Origin of the sequence: Streptomyces sp. NPDC005438 (assembly GCF_040606315.1) — a bacterium.
GTDB lineage: Bacteria > Actinomycetota > Actinomycetes > Streptomycetales > Streptomycetaceae > Streptomyces.
On sequence record NZ_JBEXEP010000002.1, the window covers coordinates 492,910 to 517,207 of the forward strand.

Sequence of the window (24,298 nt, forward strand, 5' to 3'; positions counted from 1 at the left end):
GTTGACCACCCGGGCTCCACGGCTGCCGGACATGGATGCTCGGGAAACCCGAAGGACGGTATGCGGGATCGCCCCGAGGGGGAGGAGACCCCCGGCTCGCCTTCGCGACGCCGGGCGCGCGGTGCCCGGACGTGCGGAGCGACGGAGGGGTCACGCCACCACGTGACCCGGGGGAGCCGACGGGGGACCTCGCGGAGGGGCGCGCTCAGCGTCCCGTGTCCGGGCCGACGGTCCGCCCACCCACCCGGCCGCTCGCACCACGGGCGGCCCGACGACCAAGGAGGGTACATGCGGAAAGAGGACCAGGAAGGCGTCCGAAGACAGGGCACGGGGAGGAAGGGCGTCTCCCGTCGTGGGCTGCTGATCGGGGCCGGCGCCGGAGTGGGCGCCGCCGTGGTCGGGCTGCCCGCGCTGCGGGACAGCCAGGCCCAGGCCACGGTCGAGGCACTGGCCGGAAACGGTGCCTGGTGCACCCCCGCGCAGGGCCGGTTCCCCGAGGGCGGCCACTACGGGGCGCCGCGCGGTGGCGCCTCCCACGCCGGCCAGGACGTGTCCAACCCGATCGGTACCGCCGTCTACGCCGCCGGGGCGGGCACAGTGATCCGGCGGGGCACCAACGTACTGAGCGGGCGCACCGGCAACGGCATCGTCATCGACCACGGTGGCGGCACCTACACCTACTACGGCCACCTGAACGCCTTCCACGTGGCCAAGGGCGCCAAGGTCAAGGCCGGCCAGCGGATCGCCGACATGGGCGCGACCGGCAACGTCACCGGCCCGCACCTGCACTTCGAGACCCACGTCGGGGGCCTGGGCACCACCCAGAACCCGGTGACCTTCCTCGCCGCCCGGGGAGTGGACCTCTCCGGCGGCTGGTCGTCCATCGACCCCGGCGCCTCGGGCGAGACCGTCAAGGCCATCCAGTACCTGCTCAACCAGCGGGGCAACTCCCTGGTGGTGGACGGTGACTACGCCTCCAAGTCGGTGGCCGCCACCAAGGCGTTCCAGAAGGACCAGGGCCTGGTGGACGACGGACAGGTCGGCCCCAAGACCTGGCCCAAGCTGGTCTACACGCTCAAGAAGGGCGCCAACGGTAACCATGTGAAGAGCGCCCAGGTGGCCCTCAACAAGCGCAGCGCCGGCCTCGAACTGGACGGCGACTTCGGTTCGGTCACCGACAAGGCGGTACGGAACTTCCAGTCCGCCAACCGACTGGCGGTGGACGGCGAACTGGGTCCGAAGACCTGGACCGCACTGGTCGGCTGACCAGCCCGGTCCGGTAGGTCAGCCCTCCCGTGGCTCACCTACCGGACCCCCGGGGCCGGCCTCCCGTCGCGGGGGAGGCCGGCCCCGGCCACGCCCGCCGGAAAACCCCTCGCCCTCGCGCCCCCCGTCGTGATCGGCTGGACCGTCGCCGTCGACGGAGCGGCACCGAACGAGGAGAGGCGAGGGCCATGAGCGTGCGGGGGACGGCGGACGAGGGCTACGGACCGGTGGCGGAGGCCTTTGCCTCGGTACTGCCCGAGGACCGACGGGGCGGCGCCGCGCTCGCGCTGTACCGGGACGGGCGGCTGGTGGTGGACCTGTGGGGCGGCACCGCCCGCACCGAACCCGCGACCCCCTGGGAACGGGACACCATGTCCCTGCTGTGGTCGGCCACCAAGGGCGTCACCACCGTGCTGGTGCTACGGCTGGCCGAACGCGGGCTGCTGGACCTCGACGCCCCGGTGGCCCGCTACTGGCCCGAGTTCGGCCAGGCCGGCAAGGAGCGGATCACCCTTCGGCACGTCCTCGGCCACCGGGCCGGACTGCCCCTGCTGGAGGGGGAGTTGGGTTTCGCGGAACTGATGCGCTGGCAGCCCCCGGTCACCGTGCTCCAGGGGCAGAAGCCCCGGTGGGAACCCGGCACCGCCTACGCCTACCACGGGTTCACCTTCGGCTGGATCCTCGGCGAGGTCATCCGACGGGTCACCGGATACTCCGTGGGCGCCCACCTGCGTCAGGACCTCGCCGAGCCGCTGGGTCTGGACCTCCACCTGGGCGTACCGGAACCGGAGCGGGGTCGGGTCGCTCGCCAGGAGGGGCCCGACCACCCGATGCCGACCCCGCCCCCCGAGCACGTGCTGTACCGCATCCTCACGGTGAACGGCGCCATCGAGTTCCCCGGCCTGGACAGCCCGCACGGCTGGAACGCCCCCGCCCTGCTGGGCGCCGAACTGCCGGCCACCGCCGGGGTGGGCACGGCCCGTTCGCTGGCCGGCCTCTACGCGGCCACCGTCACCGGAATCGACGGCCGGCCCCCGTTGCTGGGCGCGGCCACGCTCCAGGACGCGCTGCGCCCCCTGTCCCGGGGCGGCAGCTGGCCGGACGGGATGGACCTGGGGGCGGTCTGGGGCAGTGGCTTCCACCTGGACGGGCCCTTCTGGCACACCCTGGGCTCCGGCAGCTTCGGGCACGACGGCACCGGGGGCACCCACGCCTTCGGTGACGTGGAGCACCGGGTGGGGTACGCCTTCGTCACCAGCCGGCTGGGCGGCGCCCAGGACACCCGGGAGGAGCGGCTGATGGCCGCCGTACGCCGCTGTCTGGGCTGAACTCCCGCCGTACACAAGGAGTTCGGCGTCGTTCCGGTTGCGCCGGACGTCGTACGGAGAAGGCCGTCCAGGCCTTCGGTCTTGCCGAGAGGGCGTTGTCAGCACCCGGTGTCAGTGGGGAACATCGCCCCCTCGCCCGTACGCCCCAGGGAGGTCCCGGCGACGCGCCACGGCGCGGCCGGGGAATGGTCACCCGTCCCTCGGGCGGGCTCCAGGCAGGGTGCCGCCCGACCCTCTCGTACTCCGGTCGGGCGGCACCCCACGGCGTCGGTGGGCGGGCGGTCGGCCACGTCGACCGGGCTCGCACAGGCCTGTGGCCCCACCGTAACGGCGGGGCCACAGGCAGGCCGGTCGGTCACGGCGCACGGCCGCGACCCACCGGTCAGAGGTCGAAGACCTCGGCGATCAGCCGCTGCTGCTCCTGCTGGTGCCGCTTGGCCGAACCCACCGCCGGGGACGAGGAGGACGGCCGGGAGACCCGCCGCAGCCGGTCCGCGTTCGGCACCGGGTCGGACCCGATGATCAGGTCCAGGTGGTCCACCAGGTTCAGCGCGATGAACGGCCAGGCGCCCTGGTTCGCGGGCTCCTCCTGGGCCCACAGGAACTTCTCGGCCCCGTGGTACTTGGCCATCTCCGCCTGGATCTCCGAGCTGGGCAGCGGGTACAGCCGCTCCAGCCGGATGATGGCGGTGTCCTTCAGCCCGCGCTTGGTGCGCTCGGCGTCCAGGTCGTAGTAGACCTTGCCGGAGCAGAACACCACCTTGCGCACCTCCGCCGGGTCCACCGAGTCGTCCCCGATGACCGGGCGGAAGCCGCCGTGGGTGAACTCCTCCGCCTTGGAGGCCGCCGCCTTGAGCCGCAGCATCGACTTCGGGGTGAAGACCACCAGCGGCTTGTGGTGCGGGTTGTGCACCTGCCACCGCAACAGGTGGAAGTAGTTCGACGGCAGCGAGGGCGCCGCGACGGTCATGCTGTTCTGGGCGCACAGCTGGAGGAACCGCTCGATGCGGGCCGAGGAGTGGTCCGGGCCCTGGCCCTCGTAGCCGTGCGGCAGCAGCAGGGTGACCCCGGAGGTCTGGTTCCACTTCTGCTCGGCGGAGGAGATGAACTCGTCCACCACCGTCTGCGCGCCGTTGACGAAGTCGCCGAACTGCGCCTCCCACATCACCAGCGCCTCGGGGCGGGCCAGGGAGTAGCCGTACTCGAAGCCCATCGCCGCGTACTCCGACAGCAGGGAGTCGTAGACGTTGTACCGGGCCTGGTCCTCCGACAGGTACAGCAGCGGGGTGTAGTCGTCCCCGGTGGCCTGGTCCAGCAGCACCGCGTGCCGCTGGCCGAAGGTGCCGCGACGGGAGTCCTGGCCGGCCAGCCGGACCGGGGTGCCCTCCATCAGCAGCGAACCGATGGCCAGGGTCTCGCCCATGCCCCAGTCGATGGTGCCGTCCTCGATCATCGCCGCCCGCCGCTGCAACTGCGGCATCAGCCGGGGGTGGACGGTGATGTGGTCGGGGATGTTGACCTGGGACTCGGCGATCCGCTTGACGACCTCCTGGGTGACCCCGGTGTCCACGTGGACCGGGAACTCCGCCTGCGGGGGCGGCACTTCGGCCGGAGCCGGCGCGGAGGCGGCGTCGCGCACCTCGGTGAACACCTTCTCCAGCTGTCCCTGGAAGTCCTGGAGCGCCTGCTCGGCCTCCTCCAGGGTGATGTCGCCCCGGCCGATCAGCGACTCGGTGTAGAGCTTGCGCACCGAGCGCTTCTTGTCGACCAGGTCGTACATCAACGGCTGGGTGAAGTGCGGGTTGTCGGTCTCGTTGTGACCCCGACGGCGGTAGCAGATCAGGTCGATGACCACGTCCTTGTTGAACGCCTGCCGGTACTCGAAGGCCAGCCGCGCGGCGCGCACCACGGCCTCCGGGTCGTCGCCGTTCACGTGGAAGATCGGGGCCTCGATCATCCGCGCCACGTCGGTGGAGTACATCGAGGAGCGTGCCGACTCCGGGGCGGCGGTGAAGCCGACCTGGTTGTTGATGACGATGTGCACGCTGCCACCGGTGCGGTAACCGCGCAGCTGCGACATGTTGAGGGTCTCGGCGACCACGCCCTGGCCGGCGAAGGCGGCGTCCCCGTGCAGCACGATCGGCAGCACGGTGAAGTCGGTGCCGCCCTTGCCGATGATGTCCTGCTTGGCGCGGGCCACACCCTCGACGATCGGGTCGACCGCCTCCAGGTGGGAGGGGTTGGCGGTCAGGGAGACCTTGATCTGCTCGCCGTCCAGGCCGGTGAAGATGCCCTCGGCGCCCAGGTGGTACTTCACGTCACCGGAGCCGTGCATCGACTTCGGGTCGAGGTTGCCCTCGAACTCCCGGAAGATCTGGGCGTAGGACTTGCCGACGATGTTGGCCAGCACGTTCAGCCGGCCCCGGTGGGCCATGCCGATCACGCACTCGTCCAGCCGGGACTCGGCCGCCGCGTCCAACACCGCGTCCAGCATGGGGATGACCGACTCCCCGCCCTCCAGCGAGAAGCGCTTCTGCCCCACGTACTTGGTCTGCAGGAAGGTCTCGAAGGCCTCGGCCGCGTTGAGCCGGCGCAGGATACGCAACTGCTCGTCCCGCTCCGGGGAGGAGTGGCTGCGCTCCACCCGGTCCTGAATCCACTTGCGTTCCTTGGGATTCTGGATGTGCATGTACTCGATGCCGGTGGTCCGGCAGTACGAGTCCCGCAGCACGCCCAGGATCTCGCGCAGCTTCATCATCGACTTGTTGGAGAAGCCGCCGACCGCGAACTCCCGCTCCAGGTCCCACAGGGTGAGTCCGTGCTCGGTGATGTCCAGGTCGGGGTGCTTGCGCTGCTTGTACTCCAGCGGGTCGGTGTCGGCCATGATGTGGCCGCGCACCCGGTAGGAGTGGATCAGGTCGAAGACCCGCGCCGCCTTGGTGACGTCCTCGTCATGGCTGACGTCGATGTCCTTCATCCAGCGCACCGGCTCGTACGGGATGCGCAGGGCCTTGAAGATCTCGTCGTAGAAGTCGTTCTCGCCCAGCAGCAGCTGGTTCATGATGCGCAGGAACTCGCCGGAGGCGGCACCCTGGATGACCCGGTGGTCGTAGGTGCTGGTGAGCGTCATCACCTTGGAGACGCCCATCTTGTTGAGCGCGTCCTGCGAGGTGCCCTGGAACTCGGCCGGGTACTCCATGGCACCCACGCCCAGGATCAGCCCCTGGCCGGGCATCAGCCTCGGCACCGAGTGGACGGTGCCGATACCGCCGGGGTTGGTCAGCGAGCAGGTGACCCCGGAGAAGTCGTCCATGGTCAGCTTGTTCTCGCGGGCCCGGCGGACGATGTCCTCGTAGGCCTGCCAGAACTCGAAGAAGGAGAGGGTCTCCGCCCTCTTGATCGCGGCGACCACCAGTTGGCGTTCACCACCCGGCTTCACCAGGTCGATGGCCAGGCCCAGGTTGACGTGGGCCGGCTTGACCAGGGTGGGCTTGCCCTCCTTCTCGGTGAACGAGTAGTTCATCGAGGGCATCGCCTTCATCGCCTGCACCATGGCGTAGCCGATGAGGTGGGTGAAGGACACCTTGCCGCCACGGGCCCGCTTCAGGTGGTTGTTGATGACGATGCGGTTGTCGATCAACAGCTTCACCGGGATCGCCCGCACCGAGGTGGCGGTGGGCAGCTCCAGGGAGGCGTTCATGTTCTTCGCCACGGCCGCCGAGGGTCCACGCAGCTGCGTGTACTCGGTGACCGGCTCGTCCCCGTCCTCGGTCTTGGCCGAGGGCTCGACCTGTGCCGGGGTCCGCGCGGTGGGCGCGGCCTTGGCGGCCGGCTTCGCTGCGGGCTTCGCTTGCGCTGCCGGCTTCGCCGCGGGCTGGGCCGCGGACTGCGCGGCGGGCTGGGGAGCCCCCTGGGGGGCGGCCGGAGCGGCCTTCGTCTGGGCCGGCTGCGCGGGCGCCTTGGCGCTGGGAGCACTGGGAGTGCTAGGAGCGCTGTCGGCGGCCTGCGCCTGGGGCTTGGCGTCCGGGGAGCCGGCGGGCGCCTTCGTCGAGGCGTCCTCGCCGGCGCGCGCACGCGGCGGGGCGTCCGGGGCCGAGGCGGTGCTCGACTCTCCGGGCTTGTAGTCGGCGAAGAAGTCCCACCAGGCTCGGTCCACAGAGTGAGGATCCTGGAGGTACTGCTGGTAGATCTCGTCGACGAGCCACTCGTTGGCTCCGAACGCGGCGGCGGGGTTCTTCCCCTGGCCGTCTTGGTCGGTCGGGACACGAGAGGTGTTCGGGGACTGTGGCGACACGGCGGCAACCGCCCTCTTCCGCTTCCTAAAGGTGGTGGACAGCGGGAACAAAGGCTACGCCTCCCAGACCGCACTTCGCAGTCCAGGACGGTCACTCGTCGCGTAAGTCACATCCGGGGTCTGGTTTCGGCCGGTGAAGTGGCGGGAAAACACGAGGTTTTGCCTCCACGCCGGAACCATCCACCCCGTAGACGCGTCCACGCGGCGACCTGGACGTAGCCCGTGGGCTCCCACTTGATCTCGTCCGGGCTTTGTCGACCTTACGTCAACCCGGGCTCCCGGCCGAGTCCCGGAAGCGTGACCTGGATCCGGCAGCCCCGGGGCGACTCCGCCACCCGGATCCGTCCTCCGTGCAGGTCCACGGCCCAGCGGGCGATGGCCAGGCCCAGCCCGGTGCCCCCGTCGCCCTGGCCGCTGGCCGCCGCGCTGTCGCCCGCCCGGGAGAACCGTTCGAAGACCCGGTGCCGTTGTGCGGCGGGAATGCCCGGCCCCTCGTCCAGTACCTCCAGCTCCAGCGCCTCCCGACCCTCGCCGGGCCGGGCCTTGACCGTGACCCGCCCGTGCCGGGGGCTGTGCTTGACCGCGTTGTCGATGAGGTTGGTCACCACCTGGTGCAGCCGCTCGGCGTCGGCGTAGGCCCGCAACTCCGGTGGGGAGACGTCCAGATGGAGGTGGACGTCGTTGCGGGAGTGGCCCTGGCCCTTGGCCATGTTGGCCTCCTTGAGCACTCCCGCCAGGTACGGCCACACCTCGAACTGCCGCGCGTGCAGGGGCACCACGCCGTTGTCCAGCCGGGACAGGTCCAGCAGCTGGTCCACCAGCCCGCCCAGCCGCTCGGTCTGCTTCAGGGCGGTGCCCAGGGTCTCTGGGTCGGGCTGGGCCACCCCGTCGACCACGTTCTCCAGCACGGCCCGCAGCGCCGCGATGGGGGTGCGCAGCTCGTGGGAGACGTTGGCCACCAGCTCCTTGCGGTGCTTGTCCACCGCCTCCAGGTCGGCGGCCATCCGGTTGAAGGTCTCGGCCAGTTCCCCGAACTCGTCCCGGCGCTCACTGCGTACCCGCCGGCTGTAGTCGCCCCGGGCCATGGCCCGGGCCGCCGAGGCCATCTCGTTCAGCGGCCCGGTGAGGGAGTGCGCCACGAACTGGGTGATCAACAGCGAGGCGATCACCGAGAACAGGGTGATCACCCGCAGTTCGGTGGCCGAGTGCACGGCGAGCACCACCAGGAAGGTGGTGATCACCACGGACAGGATCACCAGCCCGCCCAGGGCGGCCTTCACCGAGCGGTACGGATCCAGGGGGCGCAGCGCCTCCCAGATCACGTCCCACATGCGTTCCCAGCTCTCCCGCAGGCGGTCCCACCCCCGACGGGTGAGGGCGGCGATCCGGCACAGCACCGTGCGGGCCTGCTGCGCCCGGAGGCCGGGGGCGGGGGACTTCACCGCTGGTCTCCCTCTTCCCGCGCCCGTACTCAGGCGCCCTCGGCCGCAGCCGCGGTCGGTGTCTCCAGGGCGTAGCCCACGCCGTGGACGGTACGGATGCGGTCGGCCCCGATCTTCCGGCGCAGCGCCTTGATGTGGCTGTCGACGGTGCGGGTGCCGGAGGCGTCCGCCCAGTCCCAGACCTCGGCCAGCAGCTGCTCGCGGGAGAGGACGGCGCGGGGCGAGTGGGCCAGGCACACCAGCAGGTCGAACTCGGTGGGGGTGAGGTGGACGTCCTCACCGGTGACCCGTACCCGGCGCTGGGCGTGGTCGATCTCCAGCTCGCCCAGCCGCAGGATGCCGGTGCGGGGGGTGTGGGCGGCCAGGGTGGCGCGTTCCACCCGACGCAGCAGCACGTGCACCCGGGCGGCCAGCTCCCGCATGGAGAAGGGTTTGGTCATGTAGTCGTCGGCGCCGACCCCGAGGCCGACCAGCATGTCGGTCTCGTCGTCGCGTGCGGTCAGCATCAGCACCGGTACCGGGCGTTGGGACTGTACGCGGCGGCAGACCTCCAGTCCGTCGAAGCCGGGCAGCATCACATCGAGGATCAGCAGGTCGGGCTGCCAGGCCTCGGCGGTGTCCACGGCGGCGGGGCCGTCCGCGGCCGTCTGCACCTGGAAGCCCTCGGCCCGCAGCCGCATGGCGACCGCGTCCACGATGGTGGGGTCGTCCTCCACGACCAGTACGCGGCGCTGCGCGCCGGGCGCGGTCGTGGGGGTGCCCTGGGCGCCTGGTGTCTGAGAGGTGTGGTTATGGTCCATTCGGCCCCGCCCTGTGGTTCACCGTGGGTTGGTAGTGGGTGTGCAGCCAGCAGCGTAAAGGGAGCGCGAGGGGTGCGGCTATGCCGGTTTGGCCGCGAAGTGGATGACATCGGGGACGCCTCGGGCGACTGGCACCTCTTCGGGGCCAACCCGTACGAAACCGTTGTCTCGTAGCGCCTCGTCGAATTTCGGTGACGGCTGGGCCGACCACACCGCCAGGGTTCCGCCGGGGTTGAGGCAGCGAGCGCAGTCGGCCAGCCCGGTGGGGGAGTAGAGGGTGTCGTTGTCCTGACTTACCGTCCAGTCCGGCCCGTTGTCGATGTCCAGGCACAGCGCGTCGTAGCGGCGGTCGGTGGTGCGCAGGTGTTCCAGCAGGTCGGCGTGGACCAGCTCGGTACGGGGGTCGGCCAGGGCCCGGGCGGTGAACGCCCCCAGGGGGCCGTCCCGGTGCCAGTCGATGACCGCTTCCTCCCGTTCGACCACCTCGATCCGGGACCAGTCGGGGTGGGCGCAGGCCTCGGCCAGGGAGAAGCCGACGCCCAGTCCGCCGATCAGCAGTGCGGGGCGGACTGGGGTGGGGTGGGGCGCGTGGGCGCGCAGCCGGTCCAGGGTGGCGCTGATCAGGAGTCGTTCGGATTCTCCATTGGAGGTGTCCATCAGGAAGGTGCCGTTGGCGATGATCTGCCAGAGCGTTCCGTGACGGCGTAGGACGACCTCGCCGTCGACGCCGGTCCGCCGGTCGACGACCTGGGGTTGTGCGGGGGTTGGGTCCGGGTGGGAAACGGTCATGTGTCCCATCCTCGCGGATCACACGGGCGGCGGCGCGGGCTTTTCTCCGGTGGTAGAGGCCACTGAACAAGGTGTTCGGGCGGACCGGTGTTCCTTGACGCGGTCATGTCGACCGGCCTACGGTCCCACGCAATTCCCATGGGAAACCGGCCGGTTCGGGAGGTTGATGTCTGTCGTGTACAGACCGACGCCTCCCCTCGGCGTGCTCAACCCGGCCCCCAACCGGGTGCCGAGACACGGCCGTAGCGCGTTCGTGGACACCCCTCGCGGTGGTTCCTCGGGCGCCGGGAACCGCGCGACCCCCCACCACCGCCGCCGACACCCGCGTGAGACCGCGCGGGCCCTCTTCGTGTGCGCCCGGTCGTACGCGGGGAGCCACTCCCCCCACAGGAGGACTAATGGACCGCAGAAGCAGGTCGACCCGTAAGGCCACGCTGGCCGCTCTCAGCGGAGTGCTGATCGCGTCCCTCGCCTACACCGGTCACGCCGCCGCCAGCACCGACCACGAGGCCACGGACAGGAGTTGGGCCCAGTCCTTCGACTCCAGCGCCAAGGAGTACCAGGTGCCCCGCGACCTGCTGGTCGCCATGGGCTACGGCGAGACCCGGCTCAACGACCATGACGGCAAGCCCAGCCAGGCGCGCGGTTACGGCGTGATGCACCTGGTCGACAACGCCGACCACAAGACCCTGGGCCAGGCCGCCAAGCTCACCGGTCTCAGCAAGAAGGAACTGCGCACCGACTCCTCCGCCAACATCCGTGGCGCCGCCGCCGTGCTGGACGCGTACGCCAAGGACCTCGGGCTGAGCGACTCCGCCCGCAAGGACGTCAACTCCTGGTACCCGGCCGTCGCCAAGTACAGCGGCGCCACCAAGGACAGCACCGCCCGCATCTTCGCCGACAGCACCTACCGGCTGCTGAAGAACGGCGTGAAGGCCAAGGCGGACGGACAGTCCATCACCGTCGAGGGCCGCAAGGTCGCCCCCAAGCTGGGCCGCTACGCCAAGGTGGACAAGGCCGGCGTGGGCACCCGCAGCGACGACTACCCGCCGGCGATCTGGAACCCGGCCTCCGAGGCCAACTACACCGCCGGCCGTTCCGCCGCGATCAGCCAGATCGTCATCCACGTCACCCAGGGCTCCTACGCGGGCAGCATCTCCTGGTTCCAGAACCCCGAGGCCCAGGTCAGCGCCCACTACGTCATCCGCTCCGAGGACGGCGAGGTGACCCAGATGGTGCGCGACGCCGACACCGCCTGGCACGCCAGGGACGCCAACTCCAGTGCCCTGGGCATCGAGCACGAGGGCTACGTCGACGACCCGGCCTGGTTCACCGAGTCGATGTACGCCTCCTCCGCCAAGCTCACCAAGCACCTGCTGAACACCCACGGCCTGGCCGCCGACCGGAACACCGTGGTCGGCCACAGCGAGGTGCCGGGCAACGACCACACCGACCCGGGCCCGAACTGGGACTGGGACCACTACATGGACCTGGTCAACCAGGCCTGATCCACCGAGAGTCACGGAGCCCTCGGCCCGCCCCCGGCGGGACCGACGGCCACGGCGGGCGCGTCTCCCTCGCGGGGGCGCGCCCGTCCGCGTACCGGGGCACCGCCCGGGACGCCGAGGTGACCGGGTGGTAACTTGCCGGTCCGCCCGACGGAGTGGGAGGTCGTGATGGCACGAGCGTGGTGGGGCTGGGGCACCGAGGAGGGCGCCCTCGACGAGGGCGAGACGGCCCGACTGGTCACCCGGGTACGGGAGTTGCTGCCCGACCACGACTTCACCGACCACCCCCCACCGGACCCGTACGCCCTGGGCCTGCCCCGACCCCGGGTCAGCCCGCCGCCGGCCCTCGCCCCGCTGTGCTCCGACGACCCGGTGGACCGCGCTGGCCACGCCCGGGGCAAGGCCTTCCGCGACGTGGTCCGCAACCTCACCGGACACCTGCCCTGGCTGCCCGACCTGGTGGTGCGCCCCACCAGCGAGGGCGAGGTGGTGGACGTACTGGACTGGTGCGTCGGCGCCGGACTACCGCTGATCCCCTACGGCGGCGGCTCCAGCGTCACCGGGGGAGTGGAGCCCCGGTTCGAGGGCCCCTCGGTCACCCTCGACCTGGGGCGACTGGACCGGGTACTGGAGGTGGACCGGGCCAGCCGCTGCGCCCGGGTGCAGGCCGGCGTGCTCGGCCCCGACCTGGAGGACCAGCTGCGCCCCGAGGGGCTGACCCTGCGGCACTACCCGCAGTCCTTCGAGTTCTCCTCCCTGGGCGGCTGGCTGGCCACCCGGGCCGGGGGCCACTTCGCCACCCTCTACACCCACATCGACGACCTCACCCAGGCCCTGCGGGTGGTCACCCCGCGCGGGGTCAGCCAGTCCCTGCGGCTGCCCGGGTCCGGTGCCGGCCCCTCCCCGGACCGGCTGTTCCTCGGCTCCGAGGGCACCCTCGGGGTGATCACCGAGGCGTGGCTGCGGCTCCAGGACCGGCCGCGTTGGAAGGCGACCGCCTCGGTGTCGTTCGGGGACTACGGCCGGGCGGTCGAGGCGACCCGGGTGCTGGCCCAGTCCGGGCTGTACCCGAGCAACTGCCGTCTGCTGGACGCCACCGAGGCCTATCTGAACGCCGGGGTCGCGGTGGACGGCGGCCTGCTGGTGCTGGGCTTCGAGTCCGCCGACCACCCGGTGGACGCCCGGATGGGCAGGGCCCTGGAGATCGTCCGGGAACACGGGGGCAGCCCCTTCGTCTCCGAGCGGGACGCCCCGGAGGGCGGCGAGGCGGCCGACCGCTGGCGGTCGACGTTCCTGCGGATGCCCTACCAGCGGGACGCCCTGGCCCGCCGGAGCATGGTGGTGGAGACCTTCGAGACCGCCTGCACCTGGGCCGACTTCGAGGGGCTGCACGCGGCGGTGACCTCCGCCGCCCGGTCCGCCCTGTCGGAACTGGGCCTGACGGGGCTGGTCAGCTGCCGGTTCACCCACGTCTACCCGGACGGCCCGGCCCCGTACTACGGCGTCTACGCCGGTGGCACCTGGGGCGACACGGTGACCCAGTGGGACACCGTCAAGACGGCCGTCTCCGAGGCGCTCACCGCCAGTGGCGGCACCATCACCCACCACCACTCGGTGGGGCGGGACCACATGCCCTGGTATCGCGGCCAGCGGCCGGAGCCCTTCGCCCAGGCGCTGCGGGCCGCCAAGGAGCGGCTGGATCCGGCGGGAATCCTCAACCCCGGGGTGTTGGTTGGCTAGGTGGCGGATCAGTCCGTCGCCGCTCCTCCCGGGGCCGCACCGCATCGCTGAGAGCGAAATCCCCGACAGGGGGAAACAAATCGACCTCCTCAGGCATTGAGCACCACATTGAGTCAACACAGCTCAACTTGACTGCCTAGGGAGAGATCATGGCATCGACGTCCACCACACTCACCCTCCCGGTACTGCCCCTGGACGACGAGGTGGTGCTGCCGGGCATGGTGGTGCCGCTGGACCTGTCCGACTCCGAGGTGAGGTCGGCCGTTGAGGCCGCCCGGGCCGCCGTGGACGGCGCCACCTCCCCCGACCGCCGTCCACGGGTGCTGCTGGTGCCCCGGGTGGACGGCTCCTACGTGGGCGTCGGAGTGCTGGGCCGGGTGGAACAGGTCGGCCGGCTGTCCGACGACAAGCCGGGCGCCCTGATCCGGGGCCTGAACCGGGTCCGTATCGGCGCGGGCACCTCCGGGCCGGGCGCCGCCCTGTGGGTCAAGGGCACCGAGGTCACCGAGGACGACCCGGGCGCCGACGGCGCCGAGGCCCCCGGGGCCCCCGGGAATCCCGCACCGGAGTCCGAGGCCCGCGCGGCCGAACTCGTACGGGAGTACAAGGCCCTGTCCACCACCTGGCTCCGCAAGCGCGGCGCCTGGCAGGTCGTGGACCAGGTGCAACGGCTCGCCGACAACGGGGACGTGGGGCAGCTCGCCGACAACGCCGGCTACTCCCCGTTCCTCACCACCGCCCAGCGCGTACGGCTGCTGGAGACCCTCGACCCGGTCGCCCGCCTGGAACTGGCGCTCACCCTGCTGCGGGACCACCTCGCGGAGGAGGACGTCGCCGAGTCCATCGCCAAGGACGTACAGGACGGGGTGGACCGCCAGCAGCGCGAGTTCCTGCTGCGGCGCCAACTGGACGCGGTACGCCGCGAGTTGGCCGAACTGAGCGGGGACGAGGCCGACGAGGGCGGCGACTACCGGGCCCGGGTCGAGGCCGCCGACCTGCCCGAGGAGGTCGCCCGGGCCGCCCTGCGCGAGGTCGACAAGCTGGAGAGCGGTTCCGAGCAGAACCCCGAGACCAGCTGGATCCGCACCTGGCTGGACACCGTGCTGGACCTCCCCTGGAACGTCCGCACCGAGGACGCCTACGACATCACCGGCGCCCGCGAGGTGCTGGACGCCGACCACGCCGGCCTGGACGAGGTGAAGAACCGCGTCACCGAGTACCTGGCCGTCCGCAAACGGCGGGCCGACCGTGGCCAGGGCGTCATCGGCGGCCGGCGCGGCGGCGCGGTACTGGCCCTGGTGGGCCCGCCCGGGGTCGGCAAGACCTCCCTCGGGGAGTCCGTGGCCCGCGCCATGGGGCGCCGGTTCGTACGGGTCGCCCTCGGAGGCGTCCGGGACGAGGCGGAGATCCGGGGCCACCGGCGCACCTACGTGGGCGCCCAGCCCGGCCGTGTCGTACGGGCGGTGAAGGAGGCCGGCTCGATGAACCCGGTGATCCTGCTGGACGAGGTCGACAAGGTCGGCTCGGACTTCCGGGGCGACCCGGCCGCCGCCCTGCTGGAGGTGCTGGACCCGGCCCAGAACCACACCTTCCGCGACCACTACCTGGAGGTCGAACTCGACCTGTCCGACGTGGTGTTCCTGGCCACCGCCAACGTGCTGGAGGCCATCCCGGAACCCCTGCTGGACCGGATGGACGTGGTGCGCCTGGACGGCTACACCGAGCTGGAGAAGACCACCATCGCCCGTGACCACCTGCTGCCCCGGCAGCTGGAACGTGCCGGCCTGGCCCCAGAGGAGGTCACCCTCGCCCCGGAGGCGCTGCGCTCCCTGGCGGGGGAGTACACCCGCGAGGCGGGGGTGCGGAACCTGGAACGCTCCCTGGCGAGGGTGCTGCGCAAGGTCGCGGCCGAACACGAACTGGGGCGCCGGGAACTGCCGTTGACCGTGGACCGCGACCTGTTGCGGGAGCTGGTCGGGCGCCCCCACCACACCCCCGAGTCCGCCCAGGACCCGGCCGGCCGGCGCACCTCGGTGCCCGGGGTGGCCACCGGTCTGGCCGTGACCGGGGCCGGCGGGGACGTGCTGTTCGTCGAGGCCTCCCTGGCGGACGCCGAGAGCGGGGGCGCCGGGCTCAACCTCACCGGACAGTTGGGCGAGGTGATGAAGGAGTCGGCCACCATCGCCCTGTCCTACCTGCGCTCCCGGGGCGCGGAGTTGGAGCTGCCGGTGAGCGACCTGCGGGAGCGGGGCATCCACCTGCACGTACCGGCGGGCGCGGTGCCCAAGGACGGGCCCAGCGCCGGGGTCACCATGACCGCCGCGCTGGCCTCGCTGCTCAGCGGGCGCCGGGTGCGGCCGGAGGTGGCGATGACCGGTGAGGTGTCCCTGACCGGCCGGGTGCTGCCGGTGGGCGGGATCAAGCAGAAGCTGCTGGCCGCGCACCGGGCCCAGTTGACCGAGGTGATCATCCCGCAGCGCAACGAGCCGGACCTGGACGAGGTGCCCGAGGAGGTCCTCGCGGACCTGCGGGTGCACACCGTCTCGGACGTACGGCAGGTGCTGCGGCTGGCGTTGGAGTCGGCCGAGGCGCCGGCACCGCCCTCGGTGCCGCTGGCGGCCTGAGCCGGGCCCCCGGTGCGGGGTTCCCCCTGGGCCACACCGGGACGACGCGCTCCAAAGGATCCCACGCGCGCCGCCCCGGTGTGGGGGGTGGCCCTCGGCCAGGTCTCCGTGGTCGGTGACACGGGTCTGGCCTCCGGGCCCGTGGCCACGACGGTGGTCAGTCGTCGAAGCCCGATGTGGCGAACTCTCCTACGAGTATGCCTGGTTGTGGGAACTGACGCCGCATGGGGTAGCCGACGCTGTCCCGACCGGACATCCCGACAGGCGGGTTCGCCTTCTGGGTGGTCAGGCGGGGTGGGCCCGCCGTGCTGGCGGGCCCGTGGCCGACGACGTCAGCCGTTGGCGAGCGCCTGGAGTCGGTCCATCGCTCCGTTGAACTTGTTGTGGTCACCCACGATGGGTCCGGTGGAGGTGTACTGCCAGAAGGTGTGGAAGCCCCAACCAGCCGGCAGCCCGCCTGGGGAGGAGGCGTACCGGGCGATCCACAGGGGGTTGCTGCCCCCGAAGGAACCGTTGTTGCCGGTGCACTGGCTCCACCAGTCGGTGGTGGTGTAGATGACCGCGTCCCGGCCGGTGCGGGCCTTGTAGGTGGCGGTGAAGTCCTTGATCCAGTTGACCATGGAGGACTGGCTCAGCCCGAAGCAGGTGGCGCCGTAGGGGTTGTACTCGATGTCCAGGACGCCGGGCAGGGTCTTGCCGTCCTTGCTCCAGCCGCCTCCGTGGTCCACGAAGTAGTTGGCCTGCGCGGCGCCGCTGGAGTTGCCGGGCAGGGCGAAGTGGTAGGCCCCACGGATCATGCCGATGTTGTAGGAGCCGTTGTACTGCTGGGTGAAGTAGTTGTTCTGGTAGCCGGTGCCCTCGGTGGCCTTGACGTAGGCGAACTTCACACCGCTGTTCCACAGGCTCTGCCAGTTGACGTTGCCCTGGTGGCCGCTGACGTCCACGCCCTCGACGGTGGCGCTGAGCGTGGGGTCGGTCTTGCCGTCGGACTTCCACCCCAGGTGCTTGGCGATCCCCGCGCCCATGTAGGCCTCGCCGGGCTTGAGGGAGTTGTCCGGGGACGCCGCCTGCGCGGTGCCGGCGGCCCCCAGGAGCAGGGCCGTGAGGGAGGCGGAGAGGCCGGCGGCGGCCAGTACGCGTCTGCGACGTGAGGTGTGGGTGGGGTTGCTGTTCATACCTGGCCTCCATGTGCCTGGGGTGGGGTGCTTATGGGGCGTTCGGTACCACGGTTGACTGGCGGGGCATCGGTCTCGGTGCCCGTACCAGCCAGGAATATATGCGCGTAGACCCCGGTCGAGAAGAGGCCTTCCGCAACAAAAAAGTTGGTCTCCTCCACTGAAAGTCCTCGCTCCGCAGGTCCGGCCGGAATGTGGTTCGCTTCTGGTCCTGAGCGAGGATGGACGTCAGGGACGCGAGGGGCGTTCCGGCCCCGGGTTCGACGACAGGAGAAGGAGCCGTGACGGTGGTGGACCAGTCCGCACGGGAGGAGCCGGTCAACCCGGAACCCACCGAACCAGAGAGCTTCGACCCCGAGTTCCTCGACCTCGAACGGGAACTCGCGGTCTTCCTCCGCCGCGCCCGGGCGACCTCCGGCGAACTGGCCCGGGAGGTGCACCCCGACCTGGAACCGGCCGCGTACGGGCTGTTGACCCGCCTCGCCCACGTCGGCCCCCAGCGGGCCACCGAGCTGGCCGGCTACTTCGGGGTCGGCAAGGCCACCATCAGCCGGCAGCTGCGCGCCCTGGAGAACGTCGGCCTGGTGGAACGCGAGCCCGACCCGGCCGACGGCCGGGCCTGGCTGGTGCGGCTGACCGAGGAGGGGCAGGTCCGCTTCTCCCTGGTGCGCCAGGCCCGTCGCCGTAGCCACCGCAGCCGGCTCGCCTCCTGGGAACGGTCCGAGATCGCCGAACTCGCCCGGCTGCTCCACCGCCTCAACTCCGCCGAGTAGCCGGCGGGCTGGAGGGGTGGAGGCCGGGGTTCCAACCACCGGCGCCCACCCGAGGCGCGGCGTTGTCCCGCCCACGCGGCCACGCGGCCCTCCTCGGGTGGGTGGCTTGGCTCGCCCGTGGGTGGCTGGGGCGGCGGGAAGGCCGGGGGAGCGTGGGCTGACCGACGCGGCTCAGCACGGAGCTGCGTCGGGACATCCCCCCGAGGCGCGACCCCTCAGAGCGTCACCCACACCGCGCTGGCGTCGTCGTGGGGCTTGCCCCTGCGGTGTTCCCGGCCCTCGGGGTCGGCCCGTTCGGCCTCCCGTACCCGGGCCACCAGGGACTCGGTGCCCTCCTGCCGCACCAGGCCCAACAGCTTGGCCCAGTCGCCCAGTTGGAAGACCTCCACCCAGCGCCCGGCACCGTCGGTCAGGGCCAGCAGGGACCGCACCTGGTCCCGGGGGGTGTCGCCGACCACCGCGTGCCGGGCCACCGTGGGGTCGGCGGCGGCGGTGAAGAAGCCGCTGCCGACCGGGGCGTTGCGCAGCCCCTCGACGGCGGCGACGTACTCCCGGCGGAGCCGGGCGTGCTCGGCCGAGCCCTCCGGGGCGCGCCGTACCCGCTGGCGCAGCCGTCGTACCCGTTCCGGCAGTCCGGTCAGCCGCCGGTCCAGCACCGGCCGTACCTCGCCGTCCGGGGACTCCAGCAGCAGCACCGAGTCGGACAGCACCAGGTGGTCCACCCGTTCCTCGTCCCACCGGGCCAGGACCACCGTGGCCTGCGGGGTGCGCCTATGAGAAAGGTCACAGCCGTCCTGGTGGGCCTCGGCGGTACGGGCGATCGCCCGGGACAGACATTCGGCCAGCGTCAACCGTCCTTCGGCCAGCAGCAGTTGCTGGAGGGCGCCGCCCAGCCGGGCGGTGAACCAGGCCACCGAGTGTCGGCAGCCGTAGTCTTCGGCGGGCGGTGTCACCCCGTCCAGGAGCACCAGGGCGCCCCCGGTGCCCGAGGAGGGGACGGCCACCGCCGCGAAGTCCTCGTTGGGGACTCGGGGATCGCCGGGTTCGCTGGTCAGGTCGACGCGCATGGGGCCAGTCTCCCCGATCGCCTCCCGCGTCCCCGCCACGCCCCGGGTGGCGGCCGACCGGAACCCGGGGGGCGGCGTACGGGGGAGTGGCGGGCGGCCGAACTCCCGGAAAACGGCGAGAAGTTGACGGGCGGAGAGACCGAAGGGGCCCCACCGCCGGGGGAAGGCGGAATCCTTCCAGGCCAGGGTGTGCCGCGCCAAGTGCCGGCGGCACCGTCGCCCGGCCGACCCCGCCCCAGAGGCTGGCGGAGGGTTGTTGCCGCGCGACCGTGTGTTGTTGACTCCTGCTGGCCCCGTGGAACCCGCGTGCCCGTCGCCGGCCCAGGCCCCGGCTCGCGTGACCCGCGCGGTCGACCTGGCCGCCCCCCACCGACCAGCGCACCAAGCCCCCGCGCGTACGCCCCCACGGGTACCGGCGTCGGGATCTGTACCAGCGGTGACTCGTCCAGCGACGCGCGAGGCGCCGCGAGAGGAGAGCAGGTGAGCATCGTGAGTGGTGAGCGGTCCGACACCCCGCCCCCGCGTCCGCCCGAGGCACCCCAGGCGTACCGGGCACCTGACGAGCCCGGGGAATCCCAGGGCCCCCAGGGGCTCAGGGAGACCGGGGCGGCCGAGGAACCCCGGGCCCCCGAGGGCGAGGCGGGTGCCCGACTCCGCTGGCTGCTGGACCAGTTGACCAGCCAGCTGGCCGGGGTGCACGCGGCGGTACTGGTCTCCACCGACGGCCTCCAACTGCTGTCCACCGACAACGGACAGGGCCCGCCACGCGGACGGGCACCCGGACCGGAGGGCTCCACCGCCGACCTGGCCACGGTGGTCAGCGGACTGGCGTCGCTGACCGCCGGTACGGCCAAGCTGATGCGCGGCGGAAAGGTGCTCCAGACCATGGTCACCATGCGCCGCTGCGCGCTGATCGTGATGGGCGTCAACGAACACGCGCTGCTGGGGCTGCACGTGGCCCCGCACTGCGACCTGGCCGAGGTCGGCTACCGCATGACCCTGACCGCCGCCGAGGTCGGCACCCTGCTGGACGAGGAACTGCGGGAACGCTTACGGGAGTTGGTGGACGGAACCGACTGAGCCGCGCCTCAGCCGGCGTTGTTGCCGGTGTCGCTTCCCTCGCTGGCTCCCCGGGGCACCCGGGGCGGCCGGTAGTCGGCCACACTCCGCGCGGCGGGGTCGGGACGTACCGCGCCCAGCACCGGGTTGGCGGCCAGCGGGGAGACCTTCACCCGGCTCCCCGGGCGGGGCGCCTGCACCACCCGACCCTGGCCGAGGTAGATCGCCACATGGGTGGCCTTGGGGAAGTAGATCACCAGGTCACCGGGGCGCAGCCCGGACAACGGCACCCGATCCAGGCGCCGCCACTGCTCCTGGCTGGTGCGCGGCAACGGCCGGCCGGCGCTGGCCCAGGCCCGGGAGGTCAGCCCCGAGCAGTCGTAGCCGGACGGTCCGGTCGCCCCCCACACGTAGGGCTTGCCCAGCTGCGCCAGGGCGTAGCGCAGCGCCTTCTCCCCCTGGGCGGAGGGGGCGCGGGAGCCGCTCAGCCGCTGGGTGCCCATCAGTGAGCGCTGCGCCCGACGGGTGCGCTGTTGCTCCAGGGAGCGCACCGCCGACAGCTGAGCGGGGGTGAGGGAGGCCAGCATCCGCTGGACGTCCCTGAGCTTGCCGCGTACCGCGTCCCGTTGGCGCTTCTTCCGCTCGGCCAGCTTCCGCTGGGTGGTGTAGCTCTTGCGGGCCTTGGTGGTCAGCCGGTCCAGGCGGCGTTCGCCGTAGGTCAACTGCCGTACGGTGGCGGCCTGTTCACCGGCCGCCCGCTTCATCAGGTGCCCCTGCCGCAGGGCGTCCTCGGGCTTGTCGGTCAGCAGCAGCCGGACCAGCGGGGGGAAGCCGGTGGCCCGGCCCTGGTACTGCTGGCGTGCCATCTCGCCGGCGCGCGACCGCGCCTGCCCCAGACGGCTTCGGGCCTGTCGCAGTTGCCTGTCGACCTTCGCGTACTTCGCCCGGGCCCTGCCCAGCTTCTCGTTGGTGCCGTTGTACGCCTCCGAGGCGACCTCGGCCCGCTGGTACAGGGTCCGCATCCGGGACAGCAGTTCCGCCACGGTGGGGCTCCCCGGCACCGAGGTCCCCGGCACCGTGGGCACGGGTTCGGCGTACGCGGACGGGGCCGGCGCCGCCGGAGCGGTCACCGCCAGCAGGGCCAGCCCCAGGGCCCCGGCGAGCACGGCCCACCTCGGCCCGCCCGCTGACGGGCTGTCGGTCACAGGCTCGGTCACAGCAACCTCCGCAACACCTCGGGCCCCCGCCCGCGAGATGCTCCCACCGGGACCGGCCCGGGCCGGGTGGGCACGCCCCGCACCGGCCGGAAGCCCCCCGCCCGGGTGACTCTCGTCGGCCGTACGGGGCCGGGTGGGCCTCCGACAATTCGGTGGCGCGGGCGGTGGGGTGTGACCACCCTGGTGCCATGACCGAGCCCCGCTACCGGATACGTGCCCGCCACACCCCCTCCACGGTCACCGTCTACCAGGCCTACCCGCCCGGGATCGGGCTGCCGGCGGCACGCCGGGGCCGGTTCCCGGCCTCCTGGAAGCGGGACCGGATGACGTGGGTCAAGCCCTCGTTCCGGTGGATGATGTACCGCTGCGGATGGGCCACCAAGGAGGGCCAGGAGACGGTCCTGGCCGTCGAGATCACCCGGGAGGGCTTCGAGTGGGCGCTGGAACACGCCTGCCTGTCCCACTACGAGCCGGGGCCGTACGCCGACCACGCCGCGTGGCGGCGCCGCCTGCGGGAGGCGCCGGCGCGGGTGCAGTGGGACCCCGAACGGGACCTGTTCCTCCGCCCGTTGCCCCACCGCTCGCTGCAACTCGGCCTGGCCGGTGAGGCCGCGCGGCGTTACGCCGACGAGTGGATCGTCTCCGTCACCGAGGTCACCCCACTGGTGCGCGACATCCACCGGTGCCTCCGGCGCGGGGAGCCGGAGGCGGCCCGACGGCTGCTGCCCACCGAGCCCCCGTACCCCGTTCCCCGGGAGCTGCTGGCCGCTCTCCACCCCTGACCGGGGCCGTGCCTGGCCAGGGACCGGTCAACGCCCCGGACACGCCGGCCCTCCACCGGCCCGTCTACGCCCGTGACCAGGGCCAGCGCGGTCCCCGGGCGGGGCGACCCTCGGGCTCGTGGACGTAGCGCCAGCCCCGGGGGAGGCCCAACCGCTTGCCGTACCCGGCCGGTTCCAGCCGGTACACCAGCACCTCCCGGACCCCGCCCTCGTCGTCGGGCACCGGCACCTCGTACCGCTTGGGGGGTCGGCCGGTCGGCCCCACCAGTACCGGGAGGCTACGGCCGTCGAGGGGCCCGCCGACGAACTCGGTCCGCACACTGCGCATGGCCCCAGCCTCCCAGAAGGTCCGCCCCAGGGTTCACAGCAGGTGGCCGACCCGCTCCAGACTCGGTGCCAGTCCCCGCAGCAACCGGCCCACCGGCCCGTCCCGCTCCTCCAGCTCCAGGGCCTTGTCCACGACCTCCCGGGTCTGCTCGTCCCGGGACGCGGTGGCCAACAGCAACACCAGGAAGTGGTCCACCAGCCAGTCCCGCAACTCCTCGGCGGGCTGCCGTTTGCCCTCGTCCAGCCAGATCAGGGAGGCGGCCTCCACCGCGCTGATCCAGGTGCGGACCATCATCCGCAGCTGCGAGCCGGGCTGGGTCGCCCCCAGGTGCCGCAGCACCTCGCGGCTCGCGGCCCGCCGGGTCTGGTCGACGATCGCGGTGGTACGGGAGGTCTCCGCCACGCTGCCGCCCCGCATCAGCGCGGCGAAGCCGGTGTCGTGCCGGTCCACGAACTCCAGGTAGCGGTCCAGCGCCCGGGACAGCCGCAGACTGAGCGGCCCCTGCTCGGGCTCGTCGAAGTGGCCGGCCAGCGCCTCGGCGGCCGAGCGCAGCGCGGCCTCGTACAGCTGCTGCTTGCCGCCGGGGAAGTAGCGGTACACCAGCGGACGGGACACTTCCGCCTCGGCCGCGACCTCGTCCAGGGAGACGTCCTCCGGGTCCCGGTGGGCGAAGAACGACAGGGCGGTACGCAGCAGTTGGGCGCGGCGCTCCTCCACGCTGAGGCGGCGGTAGCGGGGGCGCCGCGCCCCCGTCCCGCCCTGTTCCGGCTGCCCGCCCATGGTCCCCGCCTCCCCCTTCACCGGCCGTTCCGTTCACTCAACGTACCGGAGGAGGTGGCGGGGCCCGGAAGGGTGGGACGGCCGCCGCTCGCGGTGGTCAGGGCAGCAACCCGGACTTTTTCCACAGCTTGCGCCCGGTCCCGCGCAGCAGCCCGATCTCGTCCAGGAAGTCGGTCAGCCGCTTGGCGCCGGTCTGCATCACCTCGCGCCGGTGACCGCTGGCCCGCACCTGGGCCACCGCCTCCCGCCGGTCGAGGCCCACGTTGGTGTACACCTCGGGGTTGACGAAGGAGATGGAGAACACCCGCGCCGCCTCCCCGGACATGATCCGGGTCAGTTCGGCCTCCCACCGGGGGCAGGAGACCATCTGGCGCCGCAGCTCCTCGCGGGCGTACCGGACGTGGCGGGCCTCCTCGATCACGTGGATGCGGGTCACCCCCCGCACCAGGGGCTGCACCCGCTCGTCGGGGAAGGTCAGCCGCTGCATCCAGTCGAGGATCTCCTCACCGAGCAGGGTGGCGGTGAAGGAACCGGGCGTGGTGGAGATCGACTTCAGCAGCCGTGCCTTGTTGTGGTGCAGCGGCCGTACCCGGTACGTGGGGGCGCCGCCCTTCTCGATCATGCGGGCGAACATCATCGAGTGCCGGCACTCGTCGGCGATCTCGGTGAGGGCGTAGCGCACATGGGCGCTGGTCGGGGACTTGTCGTAGATGTGCCGGGTGAGCAGCTGCATCAGGATGATCTCGAACCAGATGCCCAGGGAGGCCAGGGCCGCCGCCTCGTGGCGGGAGAGTTCGACGCGCTGTTCCTCCGACATCCGCTTCCACAGCGGGGTGTCGTAGAGGGAGACCAGCTCCGGCGGCCAGAACCACTTGCCCTCCTCCAGCGGGGCGTCCCAGTCGAGTTCGGTGTCCGGGTCGAAGGAGTGCCTGCGGGAGGACTCCAGCAGGCGTTCGGCGACCTGTTCCCGGTCCTTGAGGACGCCGAGGGCGTCTCGCGGCACCGGGTGGTCGGTCGGTTCCTCGCGCACGGGAGTGGTCGTCATGGGGACCCCTTCACGGTGTCACTGCTGTCGTGTCTGTCTGGCCGGGAGTTCACCTCGGGCGGCGCCGTCGCGGGTGCGTGGGCGTGGGTCCACGTGGTCGGGGCGCGGCCCCTCGACTCTTATGAGACTTTCTGTCAGCAAGCCCGTCAATCCCCTGGACGCGACTTGTTGACCCCCGAGTAAGTCGAGCCCGTCCCGGCGGAGGCCCCGCGTCCCCGGTGCGCCCGCCCGCACCGCCCCGGGGTGCACCCGGACATGCGACAGGCCCCGCCTCCGAAGTC

At 72.0% G+C, this 24,298-nt stretch carries 18 protein-coding genes; 8 read left to right on the forward strand and 10 right to left on the reverse strand.

Features of this window, described 5'->3' with window-relative positions; genetic code table 11:
• The first annotated feature begins 288 nt into the window (after positions 1-288).
• Together ABZT14_RS06960 and ABZT14_RS06965 are read left to right on the forward strand one after the other, a co-directional pair.
• Positions 289-1,266, forward strand: a complete 978-nt coding sequence (locus ABZT14_RS06960) for a peptidoglycan-binding protein (RefSeq protein ID WP_356298057.1) — start codon at positions 289-291, stop codon at positions 1,264-1,266.
• Between the two features lie 188 nt (positions 1,267-1,454).
• Positions 1,455-2,594, forward strand: a complete 1,140-nt coding sequence (locus tag ABZT14_RS06965; protein WP_356298059.1) for a serine hydrolase domain-containing protein — start codon at positions 1,455-1,457, stop codon at positions 2,592-2,594.
• A 382-nt stretch (positions 2,595-2,976) separates the two neighbouring features.
• Here the strand turns inward: ABZT14_RS06965 and ABZT14_RS06970 are convergent, their stop codons facing one another.
• The 4 genes from ABZT14_RS06970 to ABZT14_RS06985 all read right to left on the reverse strand — a co-directional run bounded on the left by ABZT14_RS06970 (position 2,977) and on the right by ABZT14_RS06985 (position 9,919).
• Positions 2,977-6,888, reverse strand: a complete 3,912-nt coding sequence (locus ABZT14_RS06970) for a multifunctional oxoglutarate decarboxylase/oxoglutarate dehydrogenase thiamine pyrophosphate-binding subunit/dihydrolipoyllysine-residue succinyltransferase subunit (RefSeq protein WP_356298061.1) — start codon at positions 6,886-6,888, stop codon at positions 2,977-2,979.
• A 260-nt stretch (positions 6,889-7,148) separates the two neighbouring features.
• The gene (locus ABZT14_RS06975) at positions 7,149-8,219 is read right to left on the reverse strand and encodes a HAMP domain-containing sensor histidine kinase (protein ID WP_356298557.1); all 1,071 of its coding nucleotides are present in this window, start codon (positions 8,217-8,219) and stop codon (positions 7,149-7,151) included.
• 140 nt (positions 8,220-8,359) lie between these two features.
• Entirely contained in the window at positions 8,360-9,130 is a 771-nt protein-coding gene (locus ABZT14_RS06980; protein WP_356298062.1) for a response regulator transcription factor, read from the reverse strand.
• A 78-nt stretch (positions 9,131-9,208) separates the two neighbouring features.
• Positions 9,209-9,919: a spermidine synthase gene (locus tag ABZT14_RS06985; protein WP_356298064.1), complete on the reverse strand. Its 711-nt coding sequence runs from the start codon at positions 9,917-9,919 to the stop codon at positions 9,209-9,211.
• A gap of 398 nt (positions 9,920-10,317) precedes the next feature.
• Here ABZT14_RS06985 and ABZT14_RS06990 point away from each other — a divergent pair, with 398 nt between their 5' ends.
• The 3 genes from ABZT14_RS06990 to lon all read left to right on the forward strand — a co-directional run bounded on the left by ABZT14_RS06990 (position 10,318) and on the right by lon (position 15,791).
• Positions 10,318-11,427 carry a peptidoglycan recognition family protein gene (locus tag ABZT14_RS06990; RefSeq protein WP_356298066.1) on the forward strand — a complete coding sequence of 370 codons (1,110 nt, stop codon included), beginning with the start codon at positions 10,318-10,320 and terminating at the stop codon, positions 11,425-11,427.
• Between the two features lie 168 nt (positions 11,428-11,595).
• Positions 11,596-13,167, forward strand: coding sequence for an FAD-binding oxidoreductase (locus ABZT14_RS06995; RefSeq protein WP_356298068.1), 1,572 nt, complete (start codon positions 11,596-11,598; stop codon positions 13,165-13,167).
• A 149-nt stretch (positions 13,168-13,316) separates the two neighbouring features.
• The gene (lon, locus tag ABZT14_RS07000) at positions 13,317-15,791 is read left to right on the forward strand and encodes an endopeptidase La (protein WP_356298070.1); all 2,475 of its coding nucleotides are present in this window, start codon (positions 13,317-13,319) and stop codon (positions 15,789-15,791) included.
• 332 nt (positions 15,792-16,123) lie between these two features.
• On the opposite strand, the gene ABZT14_RS07005 is transcribed toward lon, so the two are convergent.
• Positions 16,124-16,966 (reverse strand): lysozyme, encoded by an 843-nt coding sequence (locus ABZT14_RS07005; protein ID WP_356298072.1) that lies wholly within the window; start codon positions 16,964-16,966, stop codon positions 16,124-16,126.
• A gap of 290 nt (positions 16,967-17,256) precedes the next feature.
• On the opposite strand from ABZT14_RS07005, the gene ABZT14_RS07010 reads away from it, so the two are divergent.
• Positions 17,257-17,739 (forward strand): MarR family transcriptional regulator, encoded by a 483-nt coding sequence (locus ABZT14_RS07010; RefSeq protein WP_356298559.1) that lies wholly within the window; start codon positions 17,257-17,259, stop codon positions 17,737-17,739.
• Between the two features lie 215 nt (positions 17,740-17,954).
• Here the strand turns inward: ABZT14_RS07010 and ABZT14_RS07015 are convergent, their stop codons facing one another.
• Positions 17,955-18,806 (reverse strand): hypothetical protein, encoded by an 852-nt coding sequence (locus ABZT14_RS07015; RefSeq protein WP_356298074.1) that lies wholly within the window; start codon positions 18,804-18,806, stop codon positions 17,955-17,957.
• Positions 18,807-19,286: 480 nt separating this feature from the next.
• On the opposite strand from ABZT14_RS07015, the gene ABZT14_RS07020 reads away from it, so the two are divergent.
• Positions 19,287-19,886, forward strand: coding sequence for a roadblock/LC7 domain-containing protein (locus ABZT14_RS07020; protein ID WP_356298076.1), 600 nt, complete (start codon positions 19,287-19,289; stop codon positions 19,884-19,886).
• Positions 19,887-19,894: 8 nt separating this feature from the next.
• On the opposite strand, the gene ABZT14_RS07025 is transcribed toward ABZT14_RS07020, so the two are convergent.
• Positions 19,895-21,082 carry an NlpC/P60 family protein gene (locus ABZT14_RS07025; protein ID WP_356298078.1) on the reverse strand — a complete coding sequence of 396 codons (1,188 nt, stop codon included), beginning with the start codon at positions 21,080-21,082 and terminating at the stop codon, positions 19,895-19,897.
• Positions 21,083-21,270: 188 nt separating this feature from the next.
• On the opposite strand from ABZT14_RS07025, the gene ABZT14_RS07030 reads away from it, so the two are divergent.
• Positions 21,271-21,864 carry a DUF4291 domain-containing protein gene (locus ABZT14_RS07030; RefSeq protein WP_356298080.1) on the forward strand — a complete coding sequence of 198 codons (594 nt, stop codon included), beginning with the start codon at positions 21,271-21,273 and terminating at the stop codon, positions 21,862-21,864.
• Positions 21,865-21,928: 64 nt separating this feature from the next.
• Here the strand turns inward: ABZT14_RS07030 and ABZT14_RS07035 are convergent, their stop codons facing one another.
• The 3 genes from ABZT14_RS07035 to ABZT14_RS07045 all read right to left on the reverse strand — a co-directional run bounded on the left by ABZT14_RS07035 (position 21,929) and on the right by ABZT14_RS07045 (position 24,017).
• Entirely contained in the window at positions 21,929-22,192 is a 264-nt protein-coding gene (locus ABZT14_RS07035) for a hypothetical protein (RefSeq protein ID WP_356298082.1), read from the reverse strand.
• Positions 22,193-22,225: 33 nt separating this feature from the next.
• Positions 22,226-22,972, reverse strand: a complete 747-nt coding sequence (locus ABZT14_RS07040) for a TetR/AcrR family transcriptional regulator (RefSeq protein ID WP_356298084.1) — start codon at positions 22,970-22,972, stop codon at positions 22,226-22,228.
• Positions 22,973-23,069: 97 nt separating this feature from the next.
• Positions 23,070-24,017 (reverse strand): diiron oxygenase, encoded by a 948-nt coding sequence (locus ABZT14_RS07045; protein WP_356298086.1) that lies wholly within the window; start codon positions 24,015-24,017, stop codon positions 23,070-23,072.
• Positions 24,018-24,298 lie beyond the last annotated feature (281 nt).